The 21820-nt window shown below is 61.9% G+C and carries 24 protein-coding genes, 1 other RNA gene and 1 pseudogene; 17 read left to right on the top strand and 9 right to left on the bottom strand.

What is annotated here, in order from left to right; genetic code table 11:
• Positions 1–17: 17 nt before the first annotated feature.
• Positions 18–770, bottom strand: a complete 753-nt coding sequence (locus SB753_RS15005; RefSeq protein WP_410800513.1) for a glycosyltransferase family 2 protein — start codon at positions 768–770, stop codon at positions 18–20.
• A gap of 263 nt (positions 771–1033) precedes the next feature.
• Here SB753_RS15005 and SB753_RS15000 point away from each other — a divergent pair, with 263 nt between their 5' ends.
• The 7 genes from SB753_RS15000 to SB753_RS14970 all read left to right on the top strand — a co-directional run bounded on the left by SB753_RS15000 (position 1034) and on the right by SB753_RS14970 (position 6856).
• On the top strand, positions 1034–1990 hold the full coding sequence (locus SB753_RS15000) for a LysR family transcriptional regulator (protein ID WP_020069314.1): 957 nt from the start codon (positions 1034–1036) through the stop codon (positions 1988–1990).
• A 151-nt stretch (positions 1991–2141) separates the two neighbouring features.
• The gene (locus SB753_RS14995; protein WP_020069313.1) at positions 2142–3455 is read left to right on the top strand and encodes a Glu/Leu/Phe/Val family dehydrogenase; all 1314 of its coding nucleotides are present in this window, start codon (positions 2142–2144) and stop codon (positions 3453–3455) included.
• 73 nt (positions 3456–3528) lie between these two features.
• The gene (locus tag SB753_RS14990) at positions 3529–3696 is read left to right on the top strand and encodes a hypothetical protein (protein WP_354460456.1); all 168 of its coding nucleotides are present in this window, start codon (positions 3529–3531) and stop codon (positions 3694–3696) included.
• Positions 3697–3740: 44 nt separating this feature from the next.
• Positions 3741–4634, top strand: a complete 894-nt coding sequence (locus SB753_RS14985; protein ID WP_020069312.1) for a glutamate/aspartate ABC transporter substrate-binding protein — start codon at positions 3741–3743, stop codon at positions 4632–4634.
• A gap of 82 nt (positions 4635–4716) precedes the next feature.
• A complete protein-coding gene (locus SB753_RS14980) occupies positions 4717–5457 on the top strand; it encodes an amino acid ABC transporter permease (protein ID WP_020069311.1) in 741 nt (246 codons plus the stop codon).
• On the top strand, positions 5457–6134 hold the full coding sequence (gene gltK / locus SB753_RS14975) for a glutamate/aspartate ABC transporter permease GltK (RefSeq protein ID WP_020069310.1): 678 nt from the start codon (positions 5457–5459) through the stop codon (positions 6132–6134). The genes SB753_RS14980 and gltK overlap by 1 nt, the downstream gene beginning before the upstream one ends.
• On the top strand, positions 6131–6856 hold the full coding sequence (locus SB753_RS14970) for an amino acid ABC transporter ATP-binding protein (protein ID WP_020069309.1): 726 nt from the start codon (positions 6131–6133) through the stop codon (positions 6854–6856). The genes gltK and SB753_RS14970 overlap by 4 nt, the downstream gene beginning before the upstream one ends.
• A gap of 124 nt (positions 6857–6980) precedes the next feature.
• Here SB753_RS14970 and SB753_RS14965 read toward each other — a convergent pair whose 3' ends face one another.
• The gene (locus SB753_RS14965; RefSeq protein WP_410800512.1) at positions 6981–7916 is read right to left on the bottom strand and encodes a class II glutamine amidotransferase; all 936 of its coding nucleotides are present in this window, start codon (positions 7914–7916) and stop codon (positions 6981–6983) included.
• 187 nt (positions 7917–8103) lie between these two features.
• On the opposite strand from SB753_RS14965, the gene pyrC reads away from it, so the two are divergent.
• From pyrC to rnpB, 3 genes and pseudogenes are all read left to right on the top strand, one after another.
• Positions 8104–9174, top strand: a complete 1071-nt coding sequence (gene pyrC, locus SB753_RS14960; protein ID WP_310067419.1) for a dihydroorotase — start codon at positions 8104–8106, stop codon at positions 9172–9174.
• Positions 9175–9185: 11 nt separating this feature from the next.
• Positions 9186–10007 (top strand): annotated as a pseudogene (locus tag SB753_RS14955) (DUF3025 domain-containing protein); the annotation flags it as partial.
• 87 nt (positions 10008–10094) lie between these two features.
• Positions 10095–10508, top strand: an RNA gene (gene rnpB, locus SB753_RS14950) — RNase P RNA component class A.
• Positions 10509–10618: 110 nt separating this feature from the next.
• On the opposite strand, the gene SB753_RS14945 is transcribed toward rnpB, so the two are convergent.
• Positions 10619–11041, bottom strand: coding sequence for an OsmC family protein (locus SB753_RS14945; protein ID WP_020069305.1), 423 nt, complete (start codon positions 11039–11041; stop codon positions 10619–10621).
• 168 nt (positions 11042–11209) lie between these two features.
• Positions 11210–11674 (bottom strand): hypothetical protein, encoded by a 465-nt coding sequence (locus SB753_RS14940; protein WP_410800511.1) that lies wholly within the window; start codon positions 11672–11674, stop codon positions 11210–11212.
• On the opposite strand from SB753_RS14940, the gene rplM reads away from it, so the two are divergent.
• The 3 genes from rplM to erpA all read left to right on the top strand — a co-directional run bounded on the left by rplM (position 11673) and on the right by erpA (position 13137).
• Positions 11673–12101: a 50S ribosomal protein L13 gene (gene rplM / locus SB753_RS14935; protein ID WP_020069304.1), complete on the top strand. Its 429-nt coding sequence runs from the start codon at positions 11673–11675 to the stop codon at positions 12099–12101. The genes SB753_RS14940 and rplM overlap by 2 nt on opposite strands.
• 11 nt (positions 12102–12112) lie before the next feature.
• Positions 12113–12505: a 30S ribosomal protein S9 gene (rpsI, locus tag SB753_RS14930; protein ID WP_007180423.1), complete on the top strand. Its 393-nt coding sequence runs from the start codon at positions 12113–12115 to the stop codon at positions 12503–12505.
• A 266-nt stretch (positions 12506–12771) separates the two neighbouring features.
• Complete coding sequence (gene erpA, locus SB753_RS14925; protein ID WP_007180424.1) at positions 12772–13137, top strand: iron-sulfur cluster insertion protein ErpA; 366 nt, start codon at positions 12772–12774, stop codon at positions 13135–13137.
• A gap of 124 nt (positions 13138–13261) precedes the next feature.
• Here the strand turns inward: erpA and SB753_RS14920 are convergent, their stop codons facing one another.
• Positions 13262–14392, bottom strand: coding sequence for an anhydro-N-acetylmuramic acid kinase (locus tag SB753_RS14920; protein WP_204522498.1), 1131 nt, complete (start codon positions 14390–14392; stop codon positions 13262–13264).
• A 238-nt stretch (positions 14393–14630) separates the two neighbouring features.
• Here SB753_RS14920 and tyrS point away from each other — a divergent pair, with 238 nt between their 5' ends.
• From tyrS to SB753_RS14905, 3 genes are all read left to right on the top strand, one after another.
• The gene (gene tyrS / locus SB753_RS14915) at positions 14631–15881 is read left to right on the top strand and encodes a tyrosine--tRNA ligase (RefSeq protein ID WP_087752490.1); all 1251 of its coding nucleotides are present in this window, start codon (positions 14631–14633) and stop codon (positions 15879–15881) included.
• Between the two features lie 43 nt (positions 15882–15924).
• Positions 15925–16383, top strand: coding sequence for a D-aminoacyl-tRNA deacylase (gene dtd, locus SB753_RS14910; RefSeq protein WP_214877872.1), 459 nt, complete (start codon positions 15925–15927; stop codon positions 16381–16383).
• Positions 16384–16448: 65 nt separating this feature from the next.
• Positions 16449–17120, top strand: coding sequence for a histidine phosphatase family protein (locus tag SB753_RS14905; protein WP_020069300.1), 672 nt, complete (start codon positions 16449–16451; stop codon positions 17118–17120).
• Positions 17121–17316: 196 nt separating this feature from the next.
• On the opposite strand, the gene ruvB is transcribed toward SB753_RS14905, so the two are convergent.
• The 3 genes from ruvB to ruvC all read right to left on the bottom strand — a co-directional run bounded on the left by ruvB (position 17317) and on the right by ruvC (position 19744).
• Positions 17317–18381 carry a Holliday junction branch migration DNA helicase RuvB gene (ruvB, locus tag SB753_RS14900; RefSeq protein WP_020069299.1) on the bottom strand — a complete coding sequence of 355 codons (1065 nt, stop codon included), beginning with the start codon at positions 18379–18381 and terminating at the stop codon, positions 17317–17319.
• A gap of 133 nt (positions 18382–18514) precedes the next feature.
• Complete coding sequence (gene ruvA / locus SB753_RS14895) at positions 18515–19096, bottom strand: Holliday junction branch migration protein RuvA (protein WP_020069298.1); 582 nt, start codon at positions 19094–19096, stop codon at positions 18515–18517.
• 105 nt (positions 19097–19201) lie between these two features.
• Positions 19202–19744: a crossover junction endodeoxyribonuclease RuvC gene (gene ruvC / locus SB753_RS14890; protein ID WP_020069297.1), complete on the bottom strand. Its 543-nt coding sequence runs from the start codon at positions 19742–19744 to the stop codon at positions 19202–19204.
• A 128-nt stretch (positions 19745–19872) separates the two neighbouring features.
• Here ruvC and SB753_RS14885 point away from each other — a divergent pair, with 128 nt between their 5' ends.
• Positions 19873–20112: a hypothetical protein gene (locus tag SB753_RS14885; RefSeq protein ID WP_087752493.1), complete on the top strand. Its 240-nt coding sequence runs from the start codon at positions 19873–19875 to the stop codon at positions 20110–20112.
• Positions 20113–20233: 121 nt separating this feature from the next.
• Here SB753_RS14885 and purH read toward each other — a convergent pair whose 3' ends face one another.
• On the bottom strand, positions 20234–21799 hold the full coding sequence (gene purH / locus SB753_RS14880; protein WP_410800510.1) for a bifunctional phosphoribosylaminoimidazolecarboxamide formyltransferase/IMP cyclohydrolase: 1566 nt from the start codon (positions 21797–21799) through the stop codon (positions 20234–20236).
• Positions 21800–21820: the final 21 nt, after the last annotated feature.

Genomic DNA, 21820 nt, shown 5'->3' with positions numbered 1-21820 from the left:
ACGAAAGGCTGCAACGCTCAAGCCGGCGAGCCTTCGTAGCAAGGGAATAGCGTAGGCAGGATGAACGAAGGCATCGAGTAGCGCGAGAAGCAGCGCGACGTCGAGCCCGGATGCACGATATGCAAGCAACTCGCCTGCGGATCGTCCGCGGCAATGACTTTGCGGCCTGCTTCGACCACGGGCCGGATAAAACTTTCGTCGTCGCATAGGTCGATATCGTCGAAGGCGGACACCGCAGCCAGCGCCTTTTCGTACACGTATGAGAAGCCATAGAACAGCACGAAGTCCGCGCCTATCTGCATTTTTTCGTGGAACTCCACATGATTGACCGACTGGCCGCTCAGTTCGTAATGCAGGCCAACTTTCGCGTTGAGGTCCATATAGCCGAAGAATCGCGTGTGCGGCGCATACATGAAAAAGCCCGACAGCTTGACGAGATCGGCGCGGTTTTCACGCATCGTCGAGACCATATGGGCGAGGTAATGCGGCGCATAGTGGTCGTCGTCGTCGAAATGGGCGATCACCGTACCGCGCGCTTCGCCGATCAGAAAGTTACGCTTCGAGCCGATCGACATTCGCGCCGGCGAATGAAAATAGCGAACGCGTGCGTCCTGCGAAGCCAGCGCCAGCAGATAGGCGCTCGGCACGGCGCTGTCATCAAGAATCAGCCATTCCCAGTCGACTCGCTGACGCAACACGCAGCGCGTGATGGCCGGCAGCAGGTGCTCGCGATTGGCGGTCGGCGTGATGATCGAAACGAGTGGCGGCATGGGCGGGGCCGCGTTGCGCGGCAAGGTGAGTAGATGGTTCGACCGATGTGTGCCGGCTGTGTCCGCGGTGGCGGTGTAGCGCGATGAGGGTTGACCGCCCGCGTCGCGCGCCGACGCAAGATAGCGACGCGCGGCGCGCGGGCCTATCGGCAAAATCCGATTTTTTGGCGTAGCTGCGATAAAGCATTCGCCGCCAACGCCGGCGCCGCTGCGACACCCACTAGAATGCTGACTTCTTCTTTCTCGCCGGCAGCAGGCCTCGCATGGAACTGAAATGGCTGGAAGACTTCGTTTCGCTCGCGGAAACGCGCAGTTTCAGCCGCTCGGCTGAGTTGCGTCATGTCACGCAGCCGGCGTTCTCGCGGCGCATTCAGGCGCTCGAGGCGTGGCTCGGCACCGAACTGATCGACCGCTCGGTCTATCCGACGCGGCTCACGGCGGCGGGGCAGGTCTTCAACGAGCAGGCGCTCGCGATGCTGTCGCAGTTCCACGAAGCCCGGGCGCTCCTGCGTGGCCATACAGCGACGCCGCAAGCGACCATCGAGTTCGCCGTGCCGCACACGCTGTCGCTTACGTACTTCCCGCGCTGGCTTCAACGCATCGAGGCGCAGATGGGCCCGATCCATACGCGGCTGCGCGCGCTCAACGTGCACGACGCGGCGCTGTCGCTGGTGGAAGGCGGTTGCGATCTGATGATGGGTTATCACCATCCCAGTCATCCAGTCGCGCTCGATCCCGGCCGCTACGACATGCTGACGCTAGGCAACGAGCCGATCAGCCCATTCTCCGCGCCGGGGCGCGCAGGCCGGCCGCGTCATACGTTGCCGGGCACGGCCGAAGCGCCCACGCCGTATTTGTCGTACACGCCGAATGCGTATCTCGGGCGCATGACCGAGGTGATTCTCGCGAACGCGCACGAACGCCTCTATCTCGACCGGCTCTACGAAACCGACATGGCGGAAGGCCTCAAGGCGATGGCGCTGGCCGGTCATGGCATCGCCTTCCTGCCGCACAGCGCGGTGGAAGACGCGGTCGCGGACGGCAAGCTGATCCGGCTCGACCGCGGTACGCGCGGCACGCCCGAAGGCCAGCTCACGCTGACCATGGAAATTCGTCTGTACCGGGACAAGCTGGCCGCGAAGAGCGACGACGCGCGGCAAATCCTCGTGCGGCAGTTGTGGGACGTGGTGTCGGAAGAACTTGCGCACGGCAGCGCTTGAAGCGACCCGTTACCAACCTGCTTGCCTACGACGCAAATTTGCGGCTTCTCGCAGGTTATGCAAAAAAAACATAATCGGATAAGGAAACGGCATTGGATTTCAAAACGGCGTTTTTCGACAATGCTGCTATTCGAACAACGCCGGAGCGTTCATGTCTTCCCAGCAGCAAGTCGCACAATCTGCCTCAACGTTGCAGTCCGTTCCCTCCTACCTGAATAGCGAAGACCTCGGCCCTTGGGGTAACTACCTGCGCCAGGTCGACCGCGTCGCGCCGTACCTCGGCTCGTTGTCCCGCTGGCTCGAAACCCTGAAGCGCCCCAAGCGCATCCTGATCGTCGACGTGCCTATCGAACTCGATAACGGCACCGTCGCGCACTTCGAGGGCTACCGCGTGCAGCACAACGTGTCGCGCGGTCCGGGCAAGGGCGGTGTGCGTTATCACCAGGACGTGACGCTGTCGGAAGTGATGGCGCTGTCCGCGTGGATGTCGGTGAAGAATGCTGCGGTGAACGTTCCTTACGGCGGCGCGAAGGGCGGCATCCGTGTCGATCCGCGCACCTTGTCGCGTGGCGAACTGGAGCGCATGACGCGTCGCTATACCAGCGAAATCGGCATCATCATCGGACCGAACACCGACATTCCCGCGCCGGACGTGAACACGAACGAGCAGATCATGGCGTGGATGATGGACACGTATTCGATGAACCAGGGCCAAACGGCGACCGGCGTCGTGACCGGCAAGCCCATCACGCTCGGCGGTTCGCTCGGACGTCGTGAAGCGACGGGGCGCGGCGTGTTCGTGGTCGGTTGCGAGGCGGCGCGCCGCATCGGCTTCGACATCGAAGGAGCTCGCATTGCCGTGCAAGGTTTCGGCAATGTCGGCGGGATTGCCGCGCGTCTGTTCCAGGAAGCGGGCGCGAAGGTGGTCGCGGTGCAGGATCACACGGGATCGCTCTACAAGTCGACCGGTATCGACGCGGTTGCGTTGCTCGATCACGTCGCGAAGACGGGCGGCGTCGGTGGTTTCCCTGAAGCCGACGCGGTCACGAATGAAGAATTCTGGACCGTCGAATCCGACATCCTGATCCCGGCTGCGCTGGAAAACCAGATTACCGAAAAGAACGCCGGCAAGATCAAGACGAAGATCGTCGTGGAAGGCGCAAACGGCCCGACCACGACGGCGGCCGACGACATCCTGCACGATCGCGGCATCCTCGTCATTCCGGACGTGGTGGCCAACGCAGGTGGCGTTACGGTGTCTTACTTCGAGTGGGTGCAGGACTTCTCGAGCTTTTTCTGGACCGAAGACGAGATCAACCAGCGCCTCGAACGCGTGATGCGCGAAGCATTTGCCGCTGTGTGGCAGGTGTCGAGCGAGCAGAACGTGTCGGTGAGAACGGCGGCGTTTATCGTCGCGTGTAAGCGGATTTTGCAAGCGCGCGAAATGCGCGGCCTGTACCCCTGATCGCGGGTTGTAACTGCAGGAAACGGCGGGTCTGTTACCTTACCGATCCGTCGCGCATTTCACGTGAATGCGCATGCTCGAACGCGATCCACAAGAGCGCGTGTTTTGCCCGGCGGGCGGCATCGTTACGATGCCGCCCGCCTTTGTATATGCCGAAACCCCGGCCTACTGTGCGAAGCGCCGCCAGGCAATAGCGGCGTGCGCGCAACAACAATGGTTTATAGCCATACTTTCAGAATAATTACTTTGCTAAACTGGCGCCGGTTCTTGCCAAGGAGATCAAACATGAAGGTTAAAAAAGCTGCGCTGCTGCTCGCGACTCTCGGACTGTTTACGGTTGGCGCGCACGCGCAAGACGCCGGTACGCTGAAGAAAATCAAGGACACGGGCGTGATTTCGCTGGGTCATCGCGAATCGTCGATTCCGTTTTCCTACTATGACGACAAACAGAACGTCATTGGCTATTCGCAGGAATTCGCACTGAAGGTGGTTGACGCAGTCAAGCAGAAGCTGAACATGCCGAACCTGAAGGTGAAACTGACGCCGGTCACGTCGCAAAACCGTATTCCGCTGGTGCAGAACGGCACCGTCGACATGGAATGCGGCTCCACCACGAATAATGCAGAGCGCCAGCAACAGGTGGCGTTCTCGAACACGATCTTCGTGATCGGCACGCGTCTGATGACCAAGAAAGATTCGGGCATCAAAGACTGGGCCGACCTGAAGGGCAAGACGGTCGTCACGACCGCCGGCACGACATCCGAGCGCCTGCTTCGCAAGATGAATCAGGACAAGAGCATGGGCATGAACATCATCAGCGCGAAGGACCACGGCGAGTCGTTCCTGACGCTGTCCACCGGTCGTGCTGCTGCCTTCATGATGGACGACGCGCTGCTCGCCGGCGAGCGCGCAAAATCGAACACGCCCAACGATTTCGTGATCGTCGGCGCGCCGCAATCGCATGAAGCTTACGGCTGCATGCTGCGCAAGAACGATCCGGAGTTCAAGAAGGTTGTCGACGACGCAATTGCGAAGGTCGAAACTTCGGGCGAAGCCGATCAGATTTACAAGAAGTGGTTCGAAACGCCGATTCCGCCGAAGGGCCTGAACCTGAACTTCCCGGAAAGCGACGACATCAAGGCGCTCTTCAAGAGCCCGAATGACAAGGCGATCGACTAAACCTTAGCTGTTTTTTTGAAACGCTGAACGAAACGGAAGGGGCCACGCGCTTCTTCCGTTTCTTTTTGCTGGAGTCTTGGTCATGTCATATCACTGGAACTGGGGCATTCTGCTGAGTCCGGTCTCCACCGGCGAGCCGACCACCTATCTGGGCTGGCTGCTGTCGGGCTTTTGGGTGACGATTACCGTGTCGTTGTCGGCATGGGTGATCGCGTTGATCGTCGGTTCGTTGTTCGGCGTGCTGCGCACGGTGCCGAACAAATGGGCGTCGGGCATCGGCACGCTCTACGTCGCGATTTTTCGCAACATCCCGCTGATCGTGCAATTCTTCATCTGGTATCTGGTGATACCCGAATTGCTGCCGGTCTCGATGGGCACCTGGTTCAAGCAACTGCCGCCTGGCGCGCAGTTCTTCTCGTCGTCGATCATCTGTCTCGGGCTCTTTACCGCCGCGCGCGTGTGCGAGCAGGTGCGCTCGGGCATCAACGCATTGCCGCGCGGCCAGCGCGCCGCGGGTCTCGCAATGGGCTTCACGCAATGGCAGACGTACCGCTATGTGCTGCTGCCCGTCGCGTATCGGATCATCGTGCCGCCGCTCACGTCGGAGTTCCTGAATATCTTCAAGAACTCGGCGGTCGCGTCCACAATCGGTCTGCTGGATCTGTCCGCTCAGGCACGCCAACTCGTCGACTACACGTCGCAGACGTATGAGTCGTTTATCGCGGTCACGCTGGCCTACGTGCTGATCAATCTGGTCGTGATGCAACTGATGCGCTGGGTCGAAGCCAAGACCCGGTTGCCCGGCTATATCGGAGGCAAGTGATGCACCACTTCGACTGGAGCGGTATTCCCGGTGCACTGCCCACGCTGTGGACCGGCGCGGTGGTCACATTCAAGATCACGCTCATCGCGATCGTGATCGGCATTGTCTGGGGCACGGTCCTCGCCATGTTGCGGTTGTCGTCGTTCAAGCCTTTCGAGTGGTTCGCGAAGGGTTACGTGACGATTTTCCGCTCGATCCCGCTGGTGATGGTTCTGCTATGGTTCTTCCTGATCGTGCCGCAGGTGCTGCAGAACGTGCTGGGCCTGTCGCCGGATATCGACATTCGTCTCGCGTCCGCAATGGTCGCTTTCTCGCTGTTCGAGGCGGCGTACTATTCCGAGATCATCCGCGCGGGTATTCAGTCCGTGCCGCGCGGGCAGGTCAACGCGTCGTTCGCGCTCGGCATGAACTACGCGCAGTCCATGCGTCTCGTGGTGCTGCCGCAGGCGTTCCGTGCAATGGTGCCGCTGCTGCTCACGCAGGGCATCGTGCTGTTTCAGGATACGTCGCTCGTCTACGTGATCAGCCTCGCCGACTTCTTCCGCACCGCCACGAATATTGGCGATCGTGACGGCACGAATGTCGAAATGGTACTGTTCGCGGGCGCGTGTTATTTCGTGATCTGCGTGATCGCGTCGAGCCTCGTCAAAGGTCTTCAGAAAAAGGTCGCAAGATGATCTCTATCAAGAATGTTTCGAAGTGGTACGGCCAGTTTCAGGTACTGACGGACTGCACGACGGAAGTCAAAAAAGGTGAAGTGGTTGTGGTGTGCGGACCGTCGGGTTCCGGCAAGTCGACGCTGATCAAGACCGTCAATGGTCTCGAGCCGTTTCAGAAGGGCGAGATCGTCATCAACGGTCAATCGCTGACTGACAAGAAAACCAATCTGTCGAAGCTGCGTTCGAAGGTCGGCATGGTGTTCCAGCACTTCGAGCTGTTCCCGCATCTGTCGATCGTGCAAAACCTCACGCTCGCGCAAATCAAGGTGCTCGGCCGCTCGAAAGACGAAGCGTCCGCGAAGGGACTGAAGTTGCTCGATCGCGTCGGTCTGCGCGCGCATGCGGACAAATTTCCGGGCCAGTTGTCGGGCGGTCAGCAGCAGCGTGTGGCGATTGCGCGCGCGTTGTCGATGGATCCGATCGCGATGCTGTTCGACGAACCCACGTCGGCACTCGACCCGGAAATGATCAACGAAGTGCTCGACGTGATGGTCGAACTTGCGCAGGAAGGCATGACCATGATGTGCGTGACGCACGAAATGGGTTTTGCGAAGAAGGTCGCGCATCGCGTGATCTTCATGGACAAGGGCTTGATCGTGGAAGACGACCGCAAGGAAGACTTCTTCGCCAATCCGAAGTCCGATCGCGCAAAGGATTTTCTCGCGAAGATCCTGCACTGAGATTGCGAGTGTCGCGTCGTTTCGCATGCGACCTGCCCGCCAGGGCCGCAACAAAAAAAGCCGCTCGAAAGAGCGGCTTTTTTATTGCTGGAATGCGGCTGAAACGCTGCTGATTCGGGTGTGATCAGGACTCGAACGCCGCGGCGTCGTCCGCCGCTTCGAGATCGACTTCGACTTCCATGGCGGGGGCGGCCGGCGCCGACGCCGCGATCGTACTCGCCGAAGCGGACGCATCCAGCGCGGGATTGCGCATCTTTTCCAGCACCGAAGCCGGCACAGGCACATTGACGCGGCCAATTACGTCGCCGTGCTGGAACATCAACAGATCGCCGGGTTCGAACGCGCTCCACACTTCGTTGTCGGTCAGCGGCTGCGTCGCGATCACTGCAACGCGGTCTTCGGGCGTGGTGTATTTGGCGAAGTCGATCGAGACGTCGGCGTCGACCAGATGCGCGGTCGAAAAAGGCCAGCGCCGCACGATGTAGTGCAGATGCGTGGAGCAATGCGCGAACAGCGCCTGACCATTCGACATCAAAAAATTGAACACGCCGAACTGCGTAATCTCGCGCGTAAGTGTTTCGAGCGCGGCGAAGAGTTCATTGAGCGGCGGTTGCTGAGCGCCGGGAAACGCCTTGCGCAGGCCTTCGAGCAATGCGCAAAAAGCAAGCTCGCTGTCCGTCGTGCCGACTGGCTGATAGACGCCCGAGAGTACTGGCGAAAAGTCTTTCAGATCGCCGTTGTGCGCGAAAATCCAGTGGCGCCCCCACAGTTCGCGCATGAACGGGTGGCAGTTTTCAAGCAGGATGTGCCCTTGCGTCGCCTTACGAATATGCGCGATGGTGTTCTTCGACTTGATCGGATAGCGCTTGACCATTTCGGCGATCGGCGAGGTGGCCGACGATTGATGGTCGATGAACAGGCGACATGCTTTGTCTTCGAAGAAGGCGATGCCCCAGCCGTCGGCGTGGTGGTCGGTGACGCCGCCGCGCGCCGCAAAGCCGGTGAACGAGAACGTGACGTCCGTCGGCGCGGCGCAGTTCATTCCGAGAAGTTGGCACATGTTGCGGGTAAGCCTGTGAACGGGGCGAGCCGTTACAATGATGATTGTTCAAGCATATCACCGAGCCAGAAACGCCAAATAGCAAAATAGACGTGTGTTCAGGCCGCAACACGGCGGTTTGACCTCATTGCTGGCGCATTGCTCGCATTTTCAGCTGCCCCTGTTCCGTTCTCGCTCTCCTCTCGCCATGACCGATTTCAACGCTTCTCCTGATTCCCGCGACTCGATCACGCTCGCACGCCCGGACGACTGGCACTTGCACGTGCGCGACGGCGCAATGCTTGCAGCCGTGTTGCCGGACACAGCCCGCCAGTTCGCTCGCGCGATCATCATGCCGAATCTGAAGCCGCCGGTCACGACCACGGCGATGGCGCAGGCGTACCGCGAGCGCATCGTCGCCGCCATCCCGGCTGGCGCGAAATTCGAGCCGCTCATGACGCTGTATCTGACGGACAACACGCCGCCGGACGAAATCCGCCGCGCGCGCGACAGCGGTTTCGTGCATGGCGTGAAGCTCTACCCGGCGGGCGCTACGACCAACTCGGACGCCGGCGTGACCGACATCATGAAGTGCGCGAAAACGCTTGAAGTGATGCAGGAGACCGGCATGCCGCTCCTCGTGCATGGCGAAGTGACGGACTCGTCGATCGATCTGTTCGATCGCGAAAAGGTGTTCATCGACCGGGTCATGACGCCGTTGCGCCGCGACTTCCCTGCGCTGAAAGTGGTGTTCGAACACATCACCACCAAAGACGCGGTCGACTACATCCGCGAAGCCGGCGTTGCGCCGAACCTGCTCGGCGCGACGATCACCGCACACCACTTGCTGTACAACCGCAACGCGATTTTCCAGGGCGGCATCCGTCCGCATTATTACTGTCTGCCCGTGCTCAAGCGCGAGACGCATCGCGTCGCGCTGGTCGAAGCGGCAATCTCGGGCAATCCACGTTTTTTCCTGGGTACCGACAGCGCGCCGCATCCGAAGGGTTTGAAGGAGCACGCTTGCGGCTGTGCCGGTTGCTATACGGCGCTGCACGCGCTGGAGCTGTACACCGAAGCCTTCGACCAGGCGGGCGCGCTCGACAGGCTCGAAGGCTTCGCGAGCTTCTTCGGCGCGGACTTTTACGGTCTGCCGCGCAATCAGGAGAAGGTCACGCTGCGTCGCGAAGAGTGGACGTTGCCTGCTGAACTGCCTGTCGGCGACACGCCTGTCGTGCCGCTGCGTGGCGGTGAGTCGATCGGTTGGCGGCTGATTTGAGGCGCTGCTAGATGCAGAGCGAAGCAGGCTCGGGTGTGGTCGACGGCGAAGGCTCGGGAGCACAGGTGGGTGCGGAACCGGTGCCGGGCGCGGGGGCCGGGGCGCGCTTCGCCGCTATCGACTGGTCAAGGCCGTGGTTCGCGCAATTCGCCGAGCGCGGCCAGCGCTGGCAGCGGGCCGCGCTCACGAGTTACGCCGCCTTGCTCGCCGAAATGAATGCCGACGCCGCTAACACGTGTCAGACCACAGGCCGCGGCCAACGCCTCGCGTTCATCGCGCAGGACGAACTACCGCCCGGCGCCGCCTACGAGGCGCACATCGCGTCGACCGGCCGCGTGCCGACGCGCCACAATCTGCACGACTTCTTCAACGCGTCGATGTGGTTCGCCTTCCCGCGCATCAAGGCCGCGCTCAATACACGGCAGTCGGCGGCGATCGACCTGCTCGGCGTCGGCTCGACGCGCGGCAGCGTGCGCGATGCGCTGACTCTCTTCGACGAAAACGCACTGTTGTTTGCGTGCAGCGATCCAGCGTTGAGCGCCGCGCTGCGCGGCTTCGACTGGCAGACGTTGCTGCTCCAGCGGCGCGACGCATGGGGTTCGAGCTGCGAGGTGCGCTGCTTCGGCCATGCGCTGCTGGAAAAACTCATCGCGCCGTTCAAGGGCTGCACGGGGCATGCATGGATCGTCGACGTACCGTCGGCGTACTTCGAATGGAACGCCGCCGTCCGCGACGCGTGGCTGGACGAGGCGGTCAGCGCCGCGCTGCTGACCACCGACGCGCTGACGAGCCGGCTGTTCGCGCCGCTTCCGGTGCTCGGAATTCCGGGCTGGTGGCCCGACAACGAGACACCGGCCTTCTACGACGACAAGTCTGTATTCCGCTCCGGGCGGCGCGTGGGTGTTAAAATCGGCGCCAGCAAAGCAGGCCAGGCAGTCGCGGCCTCAGCGGCTTCGGCCAAAGAGGGCGAGGAAAGTCCGGACTCCACAGGGCAGGGTGATGGCTAACGGCCATCCGTGGCGACACGCGGAACAGGGCAACAGAAAGCAAACCGCCGATGGCCCGGCGCAAGTCGGGATCAGGTAAGGGTGAAACGGTGCGGTAAGAGCGCACCGCGGCTGCTGCAAGGCAGACCGGCACGGTAACCTCCACCCGGAGCAATTCCAAGTAGGCAGGCGCGCATCTTCGAGATGCAGGACGGGGCCCCCGTCTCGTCTGCGGGTAGGAAGCTTGAGCGTGTCAGTAATGACTCGCCTAGAGGAATGGCTGCCACGCGCGTCGCGTCTTCGGACGTTGCGCGTGCACAGAATCCGGCTTATCGGCCTGCTTTGCCACCTCATAAAAAATGCCGGCGTCTTTTCAGGACGCCGGCATTTTCGTTTCTCCGTGCGAGGCTTCGGTCAGGACCACCCGCGCGGCTCGTGCTTTCGCCGTGACACTGCGCTCAGTTCGCCACGATATCGAACGAGTGCGTGAGTTCGGCCGTCTTCGCGATCATGATCGACGCCGAGCAGTATTTGTCGTGCGACAGGTTGATCGCGCGCTCCACGGTAGCCGGGTTCAGATTCTTGCCGGTCACGGTGAAGTGGAAGTGGATCTTCGTGAACACTTTCGGATCTTCGCTGGCGCGCTCGGCCTTGAGCGTCACCGAGCACCCGGCGACTTCCTGGCGGCTTTTCTTCAGGATCATCACGACGTCGTAGGCGGTGCAACCGCCCGTGCCGAGCAGAACCATCTCCATCGGACGCGGTGCGAGATTGCGGCCGCCGCCCTCGGGCGCGCCGTCCATCGCAACCAGGTGGCCGCTGCCCGTCTCAGCAGCAAACGCCATCCCGTCTTGCCCCATCCAGCTCACTTTGCATTCCATGCTGTACTCCACCACGCATCGCTATATCGAGACGGCATTGTAGCCCGGCGATCCAGCGTTCGCCCGAGGCGGCTCGCGAGCCAAATATGCGAAATGACGTCTTCTGTGCTGCAGCGCGGCATGTTGAGACGTGGTTCGGCAGATTGCCCTGCGTTTAGGGGATTTACTCTAGTAGCGCTGGCTCGCCCCGCGCAACCGGGCATGCCTCATTGCGGTGGCTCGTTTGGGCGGACGCTCCCGCCGCCCAGTTTCATCCGCATTATGAAATCGAATTTCACATTGCAAATGTTCTTGCGTTGCACAAGCTTGCTTCATATAATTGCTCCATCGGTTGCGGCAGTTCGCAACCTCCGCTGTCTCCTCCACCTCCTCCTTTGGTGGATTAAACCCGAACCGCTCGTTCGGGTTTTTTTTCGCCCGCGTTCTCACGCGCTCCGAAGGCCTCACGAAGGCACATTCGGTATCAAGTCCAGCACGTTTTGACTTGACGTCGCAAATTCCTTTATAATTCAGGGCTTTTCCGCATTCGCGCCCGCGGAGGAAGAAACAGGGAGAGCCTGCACGCGCCTCGATGCGCACACTACAAGCAGGAAAAAACACATTTGGGCGCAGCAATTTTTTTGGATCGATCATGAAGACGTTTTCCGCAAAAGCCCATGAGGTGACGCGCGAATGGTACGTGATTGACGCGACGGATAAGGTTCTCGGGCGTGTCGCCAGCGAAGTGGCACACCGTCTTCGCGGCAAGCACAAGCCTGAATTCACTCCGCACGTCGACACCGGTGATTTCATCATCGTTATCAACGCCGGCAAGCTGAAGGTCACGGGCAACAAGGCTACTGACAAGAAGTACTATCGCCACTCGGGCTACCCGGGCGGTATCTATGAAACGACGTTCGGCAAGATGCAGGAACGCTTCCCGGGCCGTGCGCTCGAGAAAGCGGTCAAAGGCATGCTGCCGAAGGGCCCGCTCGGCTACGCGATGATCAAGAAGCTGAAGGTCTACGCTGAAGCAACGCATCCGCATTCGGCGCAACAGCCGAAAGCGCTCGAGATCTAAGGGGAGCCCACATGATCGGTAACTGGAATTACGGCACGGGCCGCCGCAAGAGCGCCGTCGCACGCGTGTTCATCAAGGCAGGCAAGGGCGAGATCATTGTGAACGGCAAGCCTATCGCCGATTACTTCTCGCGCGAAACGTCGCTGATGATCGTTCGTCAACCGCTGGAACTCACGAACCACGGCGTCACGTTCGACATTAAGGTCAACGTGAACGGTGGCGGTGAAACGGGTCAAGCCGGTGCAGTTCGCCACGGCATCACCCGCGCGCTGATGGACTACGACGCAACGCTGAAGCCGGAACTGTCGAAGGCTGGCTTCGTTACGCGTGACGCTCGTGAAGTCGAACGTAAGAAGGTCGGCTTCCACAAGGCACGTCGCAGGAAGCAATTCTCGAAGCGTTAATCGCTTCGGGTGCGCACCGGCTCCAGGGCCGGAACGCAGCAAAAGCCGCCAACGCTGTCGCGATGGCGGCTTTTTTTATGATTACGGCCCCGCTTGGGGCAATGGCGCGGTCGCCGCTCGGCCCCCGTCGGCGCCGATGCGGGCAGGACTGCGCGCAACGGCAGTGTCGATCGAAGCGACTGTAAGAACCCATTGATTTTGTGGGCTTCGGCACGATATTGAGATCAGCCCTACAATAGCGGTTAGAAGCTTTTTGGAGAGTTCGAATGAACGCAGTCACCGACACACCCGTGACCGAGATGCCCGCCCCCTTCGTCTTTACCGACGCAGCGGCTGACAAGGTCAAGCAACTGATCGAAGAAGAAGGCAATGCGGACCTGAAACTGCGCGTTTTCGTGCAGGGCGGCGGCTGTTCCGGCTTCCAGTACGGCTTTACGTTCGACGAAGCCGTCAACGAAGACGACACCGTCATGAACAAGAGCGGCGTGCAATTGCTGATCGACTCGATGAGCTACCAGTATCTGGTCGGCGCTGAGATCGACTACAAGGACGACATCAACGGCGCGCAGTTCGTGATCAAGAACCCGAACGCGACCACTACGTGCGGTTGCGGTTCGTCGTTCTCGGTCTGACAACGGAAAGACGAAGCGTTGGAAAGCAACGGGGCTTCGCGCCCCGTTTTTTATTGCCTGCGCAAGCCGGCGAGACGCGCTCCCGCGCGACCTCTGCAACCGCGCACGCTCAATGGCCACCGCGTCAACGCGGGTAAATTGCTCCCAACACGCGTTCCGCGCTCGCGCCGGTAACAGCCGGCAAACTTCCCGGCAGGCGCGCGACACAGCGCATCGCGAGCCACGCAAAGGCCAGCGGCTCGACCTGGCTCGGCGGCACGCCGAGGGCGTCGGTCGTCATTACGGGAACGCCGCTTACGCCGCTGTCTTCCAGTGCCTGCTGCAGCGACTTCAGAATCTCGGGATTGCGCGCACCGCCGCCGCACACGTAGACCGCTCGCGCGTCCGGCGCGTGCCGCTCGATCTCGCGCGCGACCGTCACGGCGGTCAGCGCGACCAGCGTCGCTTGCACGTCGGCCGGCGCGAGTCCGCCAAACGGGCGCAGCTTGGCATCGAGCCACTCGGCATTGAACAGGTCGCGACCGGTACTCTTGGGCGGCTGTTGTGCAAAAAACGGTTCGTCGAGCAGCGCGTTCAGCAGTGACCGGTCGACCTGGCCGCTTGCCGCGAACTGACCGTTTTCGTCGAATGGCTTGCCGAGATGGCGCTGCGCCCACTCGTCGAGAAGCGCGTTCGCCGGCCCGCAATCGAAGCCCCGCACGCTGCCGGTCGCATTCAGAATCGTGATGTTGCTGATGCCGCCGAGATTGCACACCACGCGCGTCTCGTCTTTCGCGCCAAAGATGGTCGCATGAAACGCCGGCACGAGCGGCGCGCCCTGGCCGCCAGCGGCCACGTCCCTGCTGCGGAAGTCGGCGACCACGTCGATATGCATCATCTCGGCAAGCAGCGCCGGGTTGTTGATCTGCCGCGTGTAGCCTTTTTCCGGCCTGTGCCGCACCGTCTGCCCATGCACGCCGATCGCGCGCACTTCGGCGGCGGAAACGTGGCAACCTCGTAAGAGCTCGTGACAACACACGGTATAGCGCGTGGCGAGCGCATTGGCGGCCAGCGCTTCCCGTTCGATCTCGTTTTCGCCCGGCTGCTGCAGCGCGAACAACGCGTCGCGCAAGCCAGCCGCAAAGCCGACGAACGCCTCGGCCAGCACCACGGGCGGTTTCCCTTGCGCGAACCGGACAGCCACGCCGTCCACACCGTCCATGCTGGTGCCGGACATCAATCCAAAGTAGACGCCGTCTGCGGGGTCTTGCGCCACGTTGCTGCTCCTGATCATGGTTCGTTGCTCTTTCATTGCCGCTGCTTTGCGAAGGTTTTAGCAGATTATCGATGCAAGCGCGCTCGAATATAAAGCGCGTCCCGGGCGAAGGGACGCGCTGCAGCCGGGATGCGACGTCCAACCCGCACCGTCAGAACGCGCTCTCACCCCTGCCGGTGGGCGCGGCGGCGCGCATCTATGGGACAATCTACCTTTTCCGCGACTTCCCGTTTCCAGCATGAGCACCGAGTCCACCAAGCCTAACGCCGCCCCCGCCTTCCCGATCACCGACGAAGTCCGTCACGCGCTCGCCGTCACCAAGCGAGGCGTCGACGAATTGCTGATCGAAGAAGAATTCGCGCAAAAGCTCGCGAAGAGCGCGGCGACCGGCACGCCGCTGCGTATCAAGCTCGGGCTCGATCCGACCGCGCCGGACATTCATATCGGCCACACGGTCGTCCTGAACAAGATGCGGCAGTTGCAGGATCTCGGTCACACGGTCATTTTCCTGATCGGCGACTTCACGTCGCTCATCGGCGACCCGTCGGGCCGCAATGCCACGCGCCCGCCGCTCACGCGCGAGCAGATCGAATCGAACGCGAAGACCTATTTCGAGCAGGCCGCGCTGGTGCTCGACCGCGAGAAGACCGAGATCCGCTACAACAGCGAGTGGTCGATGCCGCTCGGCGCCGACGGCATGATCAAGCTCGCGTCGCGCTACACGGTTGCGCGAATTCTCGAGCGTGAAGATTTCACCAAGCGTTTTCAGAGCGGCGTGCCGATTTCTATCCACGAATTCCTGTATCCGCTGATGCAGGGTTATGACTCGGTCGCGCTGAATGCCGACTTGGAACTCGGCGGCACCGATCAGAAGTTCAACCTGCTGGTCGGCCGTGAACTGCAGAAGCAGTACGGCCAGGAGCAGCAGTGCATTTTGACGATGCCGCTGCTCGAAGGCCTCGACGGTGTCGAGAAGATGTCGAAGTCGAAGAACAATTACATTGGCATCAGCGAAAAGCCGACAGAGATGTTCGGCAAGCTGATGAGCATTTCCGACGTGCTGATGTGGCGTTACTTCGAATTGCTGTCGTTCCGTCCAATGGACGAAATCGCAGGCTTCAAGAAAGAGATCGAGGCCGGCCGCAATCCGCGCGATTTCAAGGTCATGCTGGGCCAGGAAATCGTCGCGCGCTTTCACTCGCAGGCCGATGCCGAGCGTGCGTTGGAAGACTTCAACCACCGCGCGAAGGGCGGCGTGCCGGACGATATCCCGGCGGTGACGCTGGCGGGCGCACCGCTAGCCATCGGCCAATTGCTCAAGCAGGCCAACCTCGTGCCGTCGACGAGCGAAGCGTTGCGCAACATCGAGCAGGGCGGTGTGAAGATCGACGGCGCGACTGTGTCGGACAAGGGCTTGAAGGTCGAGTCGGGCGAGTACGTCGTGCAGGTCGGCAAGCGCCGCTTTGCGCGCGTCACGCTGACTGCCTGAGTGTGCGGGCAATGAACCGAACTTCGCAGCCGGAGACTGCCCGATGATCGCGTTGATCCAGCGCGTGCGGCGCGCCGAAGTGCGCGTGGCCGACCGCGTGACGGGCGCGATCGACGCGGGCCTGCTCGCGCTCGTGTGCGCGGAGCGCGGCGACACCGAAGCGGCGGCCGACCGGCTGCTCGCCAAAGTGCTCGGCTACCGCGTGTTTAGCGACGCCGCAGGCAAGATGAACCTTTCTGTGCAGAATCTGGACGGCGCCGGGCGCGCTGGCGGTCTGCTGCTGGTTTCGCAGTTCACGCTGGCCGCGGACACCAACAGCGGCTTGCGTCCGAGCTTCACGCCGGCCGCGCCGCCAGACGAGGGCAAGCGCCTGTTCGACTACTTTGTTGCGGCAGCGCGCGCCAGGCATCCTATCGTCGAGACCGGCGAATTCGGCGCCGAGATGCAGGTGTCGCTCGTCAACGACGGGCCGGTCACGTTCTGGCTGCAGACCAACGCCTGATTTCGAGCAGTTCTTGCAACCATAGCGGTTCGGCACAACCGGCCAACAGCGCCCAACTGGATCCCATGACCACGCAGATTCTGTTTATCCGGCACGGCGAGACCGACTGGAACCGCATCAAACGCATTCAAGGGCACATCGACATTCCGCTCGCGGCGGTAGGACTTGCGCAGGCGCAAAGCCTTGCACGCCGCATCGCCGATGAAGTGAAGCACGGCGCGCGGCTCGATGCGATCTATTCGAGCGACCTGCAGCGCGCGCGGCAAACCGCGCAACCCTTCGCGGACGCGCTAGGTTTGCCGGTGCATCTACGCGAAGGTTTGCGCGAGCGCTCATACGGCGCGTTCCAGGGTCACGACAGCGATGAAATCGCCGCGCGTTTCCCGGACGAATACGCACACTGGCAGACCCGCGACCCCGGCTTTACGCCGCCCGGAGGCGAGTCGCAGCGCGCGTTCTACCACCGCGTGCTGCACGCGATCGAACCGCTCGTCGCCGCGCATCCGGGTGGGCGAATTGCCTGCGTCGCGCACGGTGGCGTGCTCGATTGTGTGCGTCGCTTTGCATGCGGTTTACCGCTCGATGCGCCGCGTGACTACGCGCTGCTGAACACTAGTGTGAATGTGGTGGACTTCGACAACGGCCGTGCGACGGTGGTGTCGTGGGGCGACATCTCGCATCTCGACGCGCCTGGCGCCGACGATAGCTTCAAGAAGGGTCCGGAACTGGGGCGTTGATCACTCGCGCCGCGTCGCGTCAACTCGTGTCACGCCGTTGAGCGAATATCCGAGGCCGCGCGCCGCAGTAGCCCGCCGACGCGCGCGTTCGAACACGCCGTTCATTCCGTTAATCTGATTACTGGCCGCGACGACCCGCACGCGCGTCAGGTTGCTCAACCGGCCCAGGAATAGCCGCTCGCGCCGAGATCCGGCTTCAGGTCGCAGCCGAGTCCCACAGCCCAGGCAACGTGCTGGACGCGTCCGGCGCAGCGAGCCCGAAGTGCCGGTAAGTCAGCAGCGTGGCCACACGGCCGCGCGGCGTGCGTTGCAGGAAGCCTTGCTGGATCAGATACGGCTCGAGCACGTCTTCAATAGTGTCGCGCTCTTCGCCAATGGCCGCTGCAAGGTTGTCTACGCCGACCGGTCCGCCGTCGAACTTGTGCAAAATCGCTTCCAGCAGCTTGCGGTCCATCAGGTCGAAGCCGACCGCGTCGACGTCGAGCATTCTGAGCGCCGCGTCGGCGACTTGAGCGGTGATGTTGCCGTCGGCTTTAACCTCGGCGAAATCGCGCACGCGGCGCAGCAACCGGTTGGCGATACGCGGCGTGCCACGCGCGCGTTTGGCGATTTCGAACGCGCCGTCAGGATGAATCTGCGCATTCAGCAGCGAAGCCGAACGCGTAACGATGCGCGCGAGTTCCTCGGCGTTATAAAACTCCAGCCGTGCAACGATGCCGAAGCGATCGCGCAGCGGATTGGTCAACATGCCCGCGCGGGTGGTCGCACCGACCAGCGTGAACGGCTGCAAGTCCAGCTTGACGCTGCGCGCGGCCGGCCCTTCACCGATCATGATGTCGATCTGATAATCCTCCAACGCGGGGTACAGAATTTCCTCGACGACCGGTGAGAGCCGGTGGATTTCGTCGATGAACAACACGTCGTTGGCTTCGAGGTTGGTCAGCAGCGCGGCCAGGTCGCCGGCGCGCTCCAGCACCGGCCCGGAGGTTTGCCGCAGATTGACGCCCATTTCCCGCGCGATGATGTGCGCGAGCGTGGTTTTGCCCAAGCCCGGCGGCCCAAACAGCAACACGTGGTCGAGCGATTCGGAGCGGCGCTTGGCTGCCTCAATGAAGATTTCCAGCTGACCGCGCACTTTTTCCTGCCCGACATATTCTTCGAGCTGGCGCGGTCGCAACGCTCGTTCGAACGCTTCTTCGTTCGGCGAGACGGGCGTGGCCGCGATGATGCGCTCGGCGGCGAGTTTGTCGGTTTCGATCATGTGGTCATTGTACCGCGCGAGGACGGTCGGGAAACCCGGCCGAATGGCCGATGCGCGTCGACCCGACAGACGACCTCACATCACGCGGGCGTCATTGCCTGAGCACGGCGAGGCCGCCGCCAGGGCGTCAGCTTCAGGCCTTGGACAACGCCTTGAGCGCGAGCTTGATCCCTTCCGAAACGCCGGTGCCGGCCGGCACATTCTTGATTGCCGCCAACGCTTCTTTTTCCGAGTAGCCCAATGCGAGCAGCGCGTTGAGAATGTCGGACGCGTGATCCGATGCGGACGCCGCGCCGGCCATCGCGCCGAGGTCGGCACCGAGCTTGCCCTTCAGTTCGAGCAGCAGTCGCTCTGCCGTTTTCTTGCCGATGCCCGGTACGCGCGTGAGGCGCGCGGCGTCCTGCAGCGTGACGGTTTGCGAAAGCTCGTGCACGCTCATGCCGGACAGCACGGCCAGCGCCATGCGCGCGCCGATTCCCGAGATTTTCAACAACTCGCGGAAAGTGGAGCGTTCCTCCGTCGTGCCGAAGCCGTAGAGCAGATGCGCGTCTTCTCGCACGATCATTTGCGTGAGCAGCACCACGCGTTCGCCGGTGGACGGCAAGTTGTAGAACGTGCTCATGGGCACATCGACTTCGTAACCGACACCGTTGCAGTCGACGAGCAGATGCGGCGGGTTTTTTTCCAGCAGAACGCCGGCAATGCGACCGATCATGGCGAATTCAGATTCGAGAGAAAGGGCGAGTGTAGCGCAGGGCGTGTGCGCCGCTTAAGGCCAGTCATTGCATCAAGCGAAAAAATGACGGGCGCCGCGGCAACATCAGCCAACCAGACGCCCACGCCGCACGCGCAGTCCTTTCTTTGCAAGCGATGGCGCGATGCCACCGAGCGTGCTCAATGTCGTGCCGCCGTGCGCATGACAAATGGCCATGCCGAGCGCGTCGGCGGCGTCGGTGCTCGGCACGCCCGAAAGATTGAGCAGGCGCACGACCATCTGCTGCATCTGCTCCTTGGTCGCGCGGCCGTAACCGACTACCGCCTGCTTCAACTGCAGGGCAGTGTATTCGGCAACCGGCACGCCGCCCGCGACGAGTCCGCAGATGGCCGCGCCGCGCGCCTGGCCGAGCAGCAACGTGGATTGCGGATTGACGTTGACGAACACCTTTTCGATCGCCGATTGATCCGGCGAGTGCTGGCGAATCAGCGTCGAGATACCCTCGAAGATAGTGCCGAGCCGCGACGGCAAGTCGGCGTCCGCGGTCTTGATGATGCCGCTCGCGACATAGCTCAGTGTGTGACCGCTTTGATCGATCACGCCGAAGCCGGTCACGCGCAAGCCGGGGTCGATGCCGAGAATTCTCATGAAGTGCCGCAGATGCGGTTAAAACCAGGTGCCTGCGATACTACAACACACACGCCGCGCGGCGGTCCGCATGTGGCGGGGCAGGCGGAATAAAAACTGCTGCCGTGGACACAGGGAGGCGATCGCACATGCAGCGCTATGGGAACAGGAGCGGAAAATCGGGCGTCGTGGCTTACGAAATCGGCGATAACTTCGTCGCCGCTCGCTTCAACTCGGGCACGACCTACTGGTATTCGAAACAGAGCGTCGGCGCGAAACATGTTGCTGCGCTCAAGCGCCTCGCAAAGCAAGGCGAGGGCCTTGGCACCTACATCAGCCAGCACCCGGACGTGAGGGACGGCTACGAGCGCAAGGATCCCCCGGACTGACGACTCAGTCGGCGTTGCGCGGGCGTCCGAAAACAAAACGGCCCGGCGGAAAATTCCACCGGGCCGTTCTATCGTCGCCTACTGCGGATGTTGCAATGACACGCCGCTCGTCAAACCCAAATCAATGCCGGAAATGACGCACGCCGGTCAACACCATCGCGATGTTGTGTTCGTCAGCGGCGCTCACCACTTCGTCGTCGCGCATCGAGCCGCCCGGCTGGATCACGCAGGTCGCGCCCGCTGCCACGACCACGTCGAGGCCGTCGCGGAACGGGAAGAACGCGTCCGACGCGACCGCCGAGCCGCTCAGCTTCAAACCGGCGTTCTGCGCCTTGATGCTCGCGATGCGCGCCGAGTCCACACGGCTCATCTGGCCGGCGCCGACGCCGAGCGTCATGCCGTTGCCGCAGAACACGATTGCGTTCGACTTCACGTACTTCGCCACGCGCCACGCGAACAGCAGGTCGTCCATTTCCTTCGGCGTCGGATGACGCTTCGTGACCACGCGCAACTCGCGCGGCTGCACGTTCTTCGAATCGAGTGATTGGACCAGCAGGCCGCCGCCCACGCGCTTCAGATCGAACGCGTTATGGCCTTCGCCCAGTGCGATTTCAAGCAAGCGCACGTTCTGCTTCGCCGCGAAAACCTGGCGCGCTTCGGCACTGAACGACGGCGCGATCAGCACTTCGACGAACTGCTTGGCCACCGCTTGCGCCGCCGCTTCATCCACTTCGCGATTGAACGCGATGATGCCGCCGAACGCCGACGTCGGATCGGTCTGGAATGCCTTTGAATAGGCTTCGTTCGCGTCCGCGCCGACCGCCACGCCGCACGGATTCGCGTGCTTGACGATCACGCAGGCCGGCACGCCGAAGGTCTTCACGCATTCCCACGCCGCGTCGGAGTCGGCGATGTTGTTGTACGAGAGTTCCTTGCCTTGCAACTGGTTGTAGTTCGCGAGCGCGCCGGCCGGCACCGACAGGTCGCGATAGAACGCGGCGCTCTGATGCGGGTTTTCGCCGTAGCGCAAATCCTGCACCTTGTCGAAGGCGAGGTTGAAGGTCGCCGGATAAGCGTTGCGAGACGCGTGCTGCAGTTCGTCGGTGAGACTCGTCAGATAGTTCGTGATCGCGCCGTCGTACTGCGCGGTGTGTGCGAACACCTTGGTCGCGAGACGGAAGTTCGTCTTGTACGACACCGCGTTGCTGTTCGTGCGCATTTCCTCGAGCACGACCGCGTAATCAGCCGGATCGACCACCACGGTCACGTCGCGATGATTCTTCGCAGCGGAGCGCAGCATGGTCGGGCCGCCGATGTCGATGTTCTCGATCGCGTCTTCCAGCGAGCACTCTTCTTTCGACACCGTCTGCACGAACGGGTACAGGTTCACGACCAGCAGGTCGATGGTCGGAATGTCGTGCTTCTCGAGCGCTGCCATGTGTTCCGGCAGGTCGCGGCGCGCGAGAATGCCGCCGTGCACCTTCGGATGCAGCGTCTTCACGCGCCCGTCGAGCATTTCCGGGAAGCCCGTGTAGTCGGCGACTTCAGTGACGGAGAGGCCGGCGTCCGCGAGCAGTTTCGCGGTGCCGCCGGTCGACAGGATCTTGACACCGAGGTCCGACAGCGACTTGGCGAAGTCGACGATGCCGGACTTGTCGGAAACGGAGATGAGCGCTTGCTTGATCATGATGAAGACGAAAAGCCGAAG

The sequence above is a fragment of the Paraburkholderia sp. SIMBA_053 genome, assembly GCF_046534895.1.
Lineage (GTDB): Bacteria > Pseudomonadota > Gammaproteobacteria > Burkholderiales > Burkholderiaceae > Paraburkholderia > Paraburkholderia caledonica.
The sequence above is the reverse complement of the archived record's forward strand: the minus strand, read 5'-3'. Positions and strand labels throughout refer to the sequence as shown.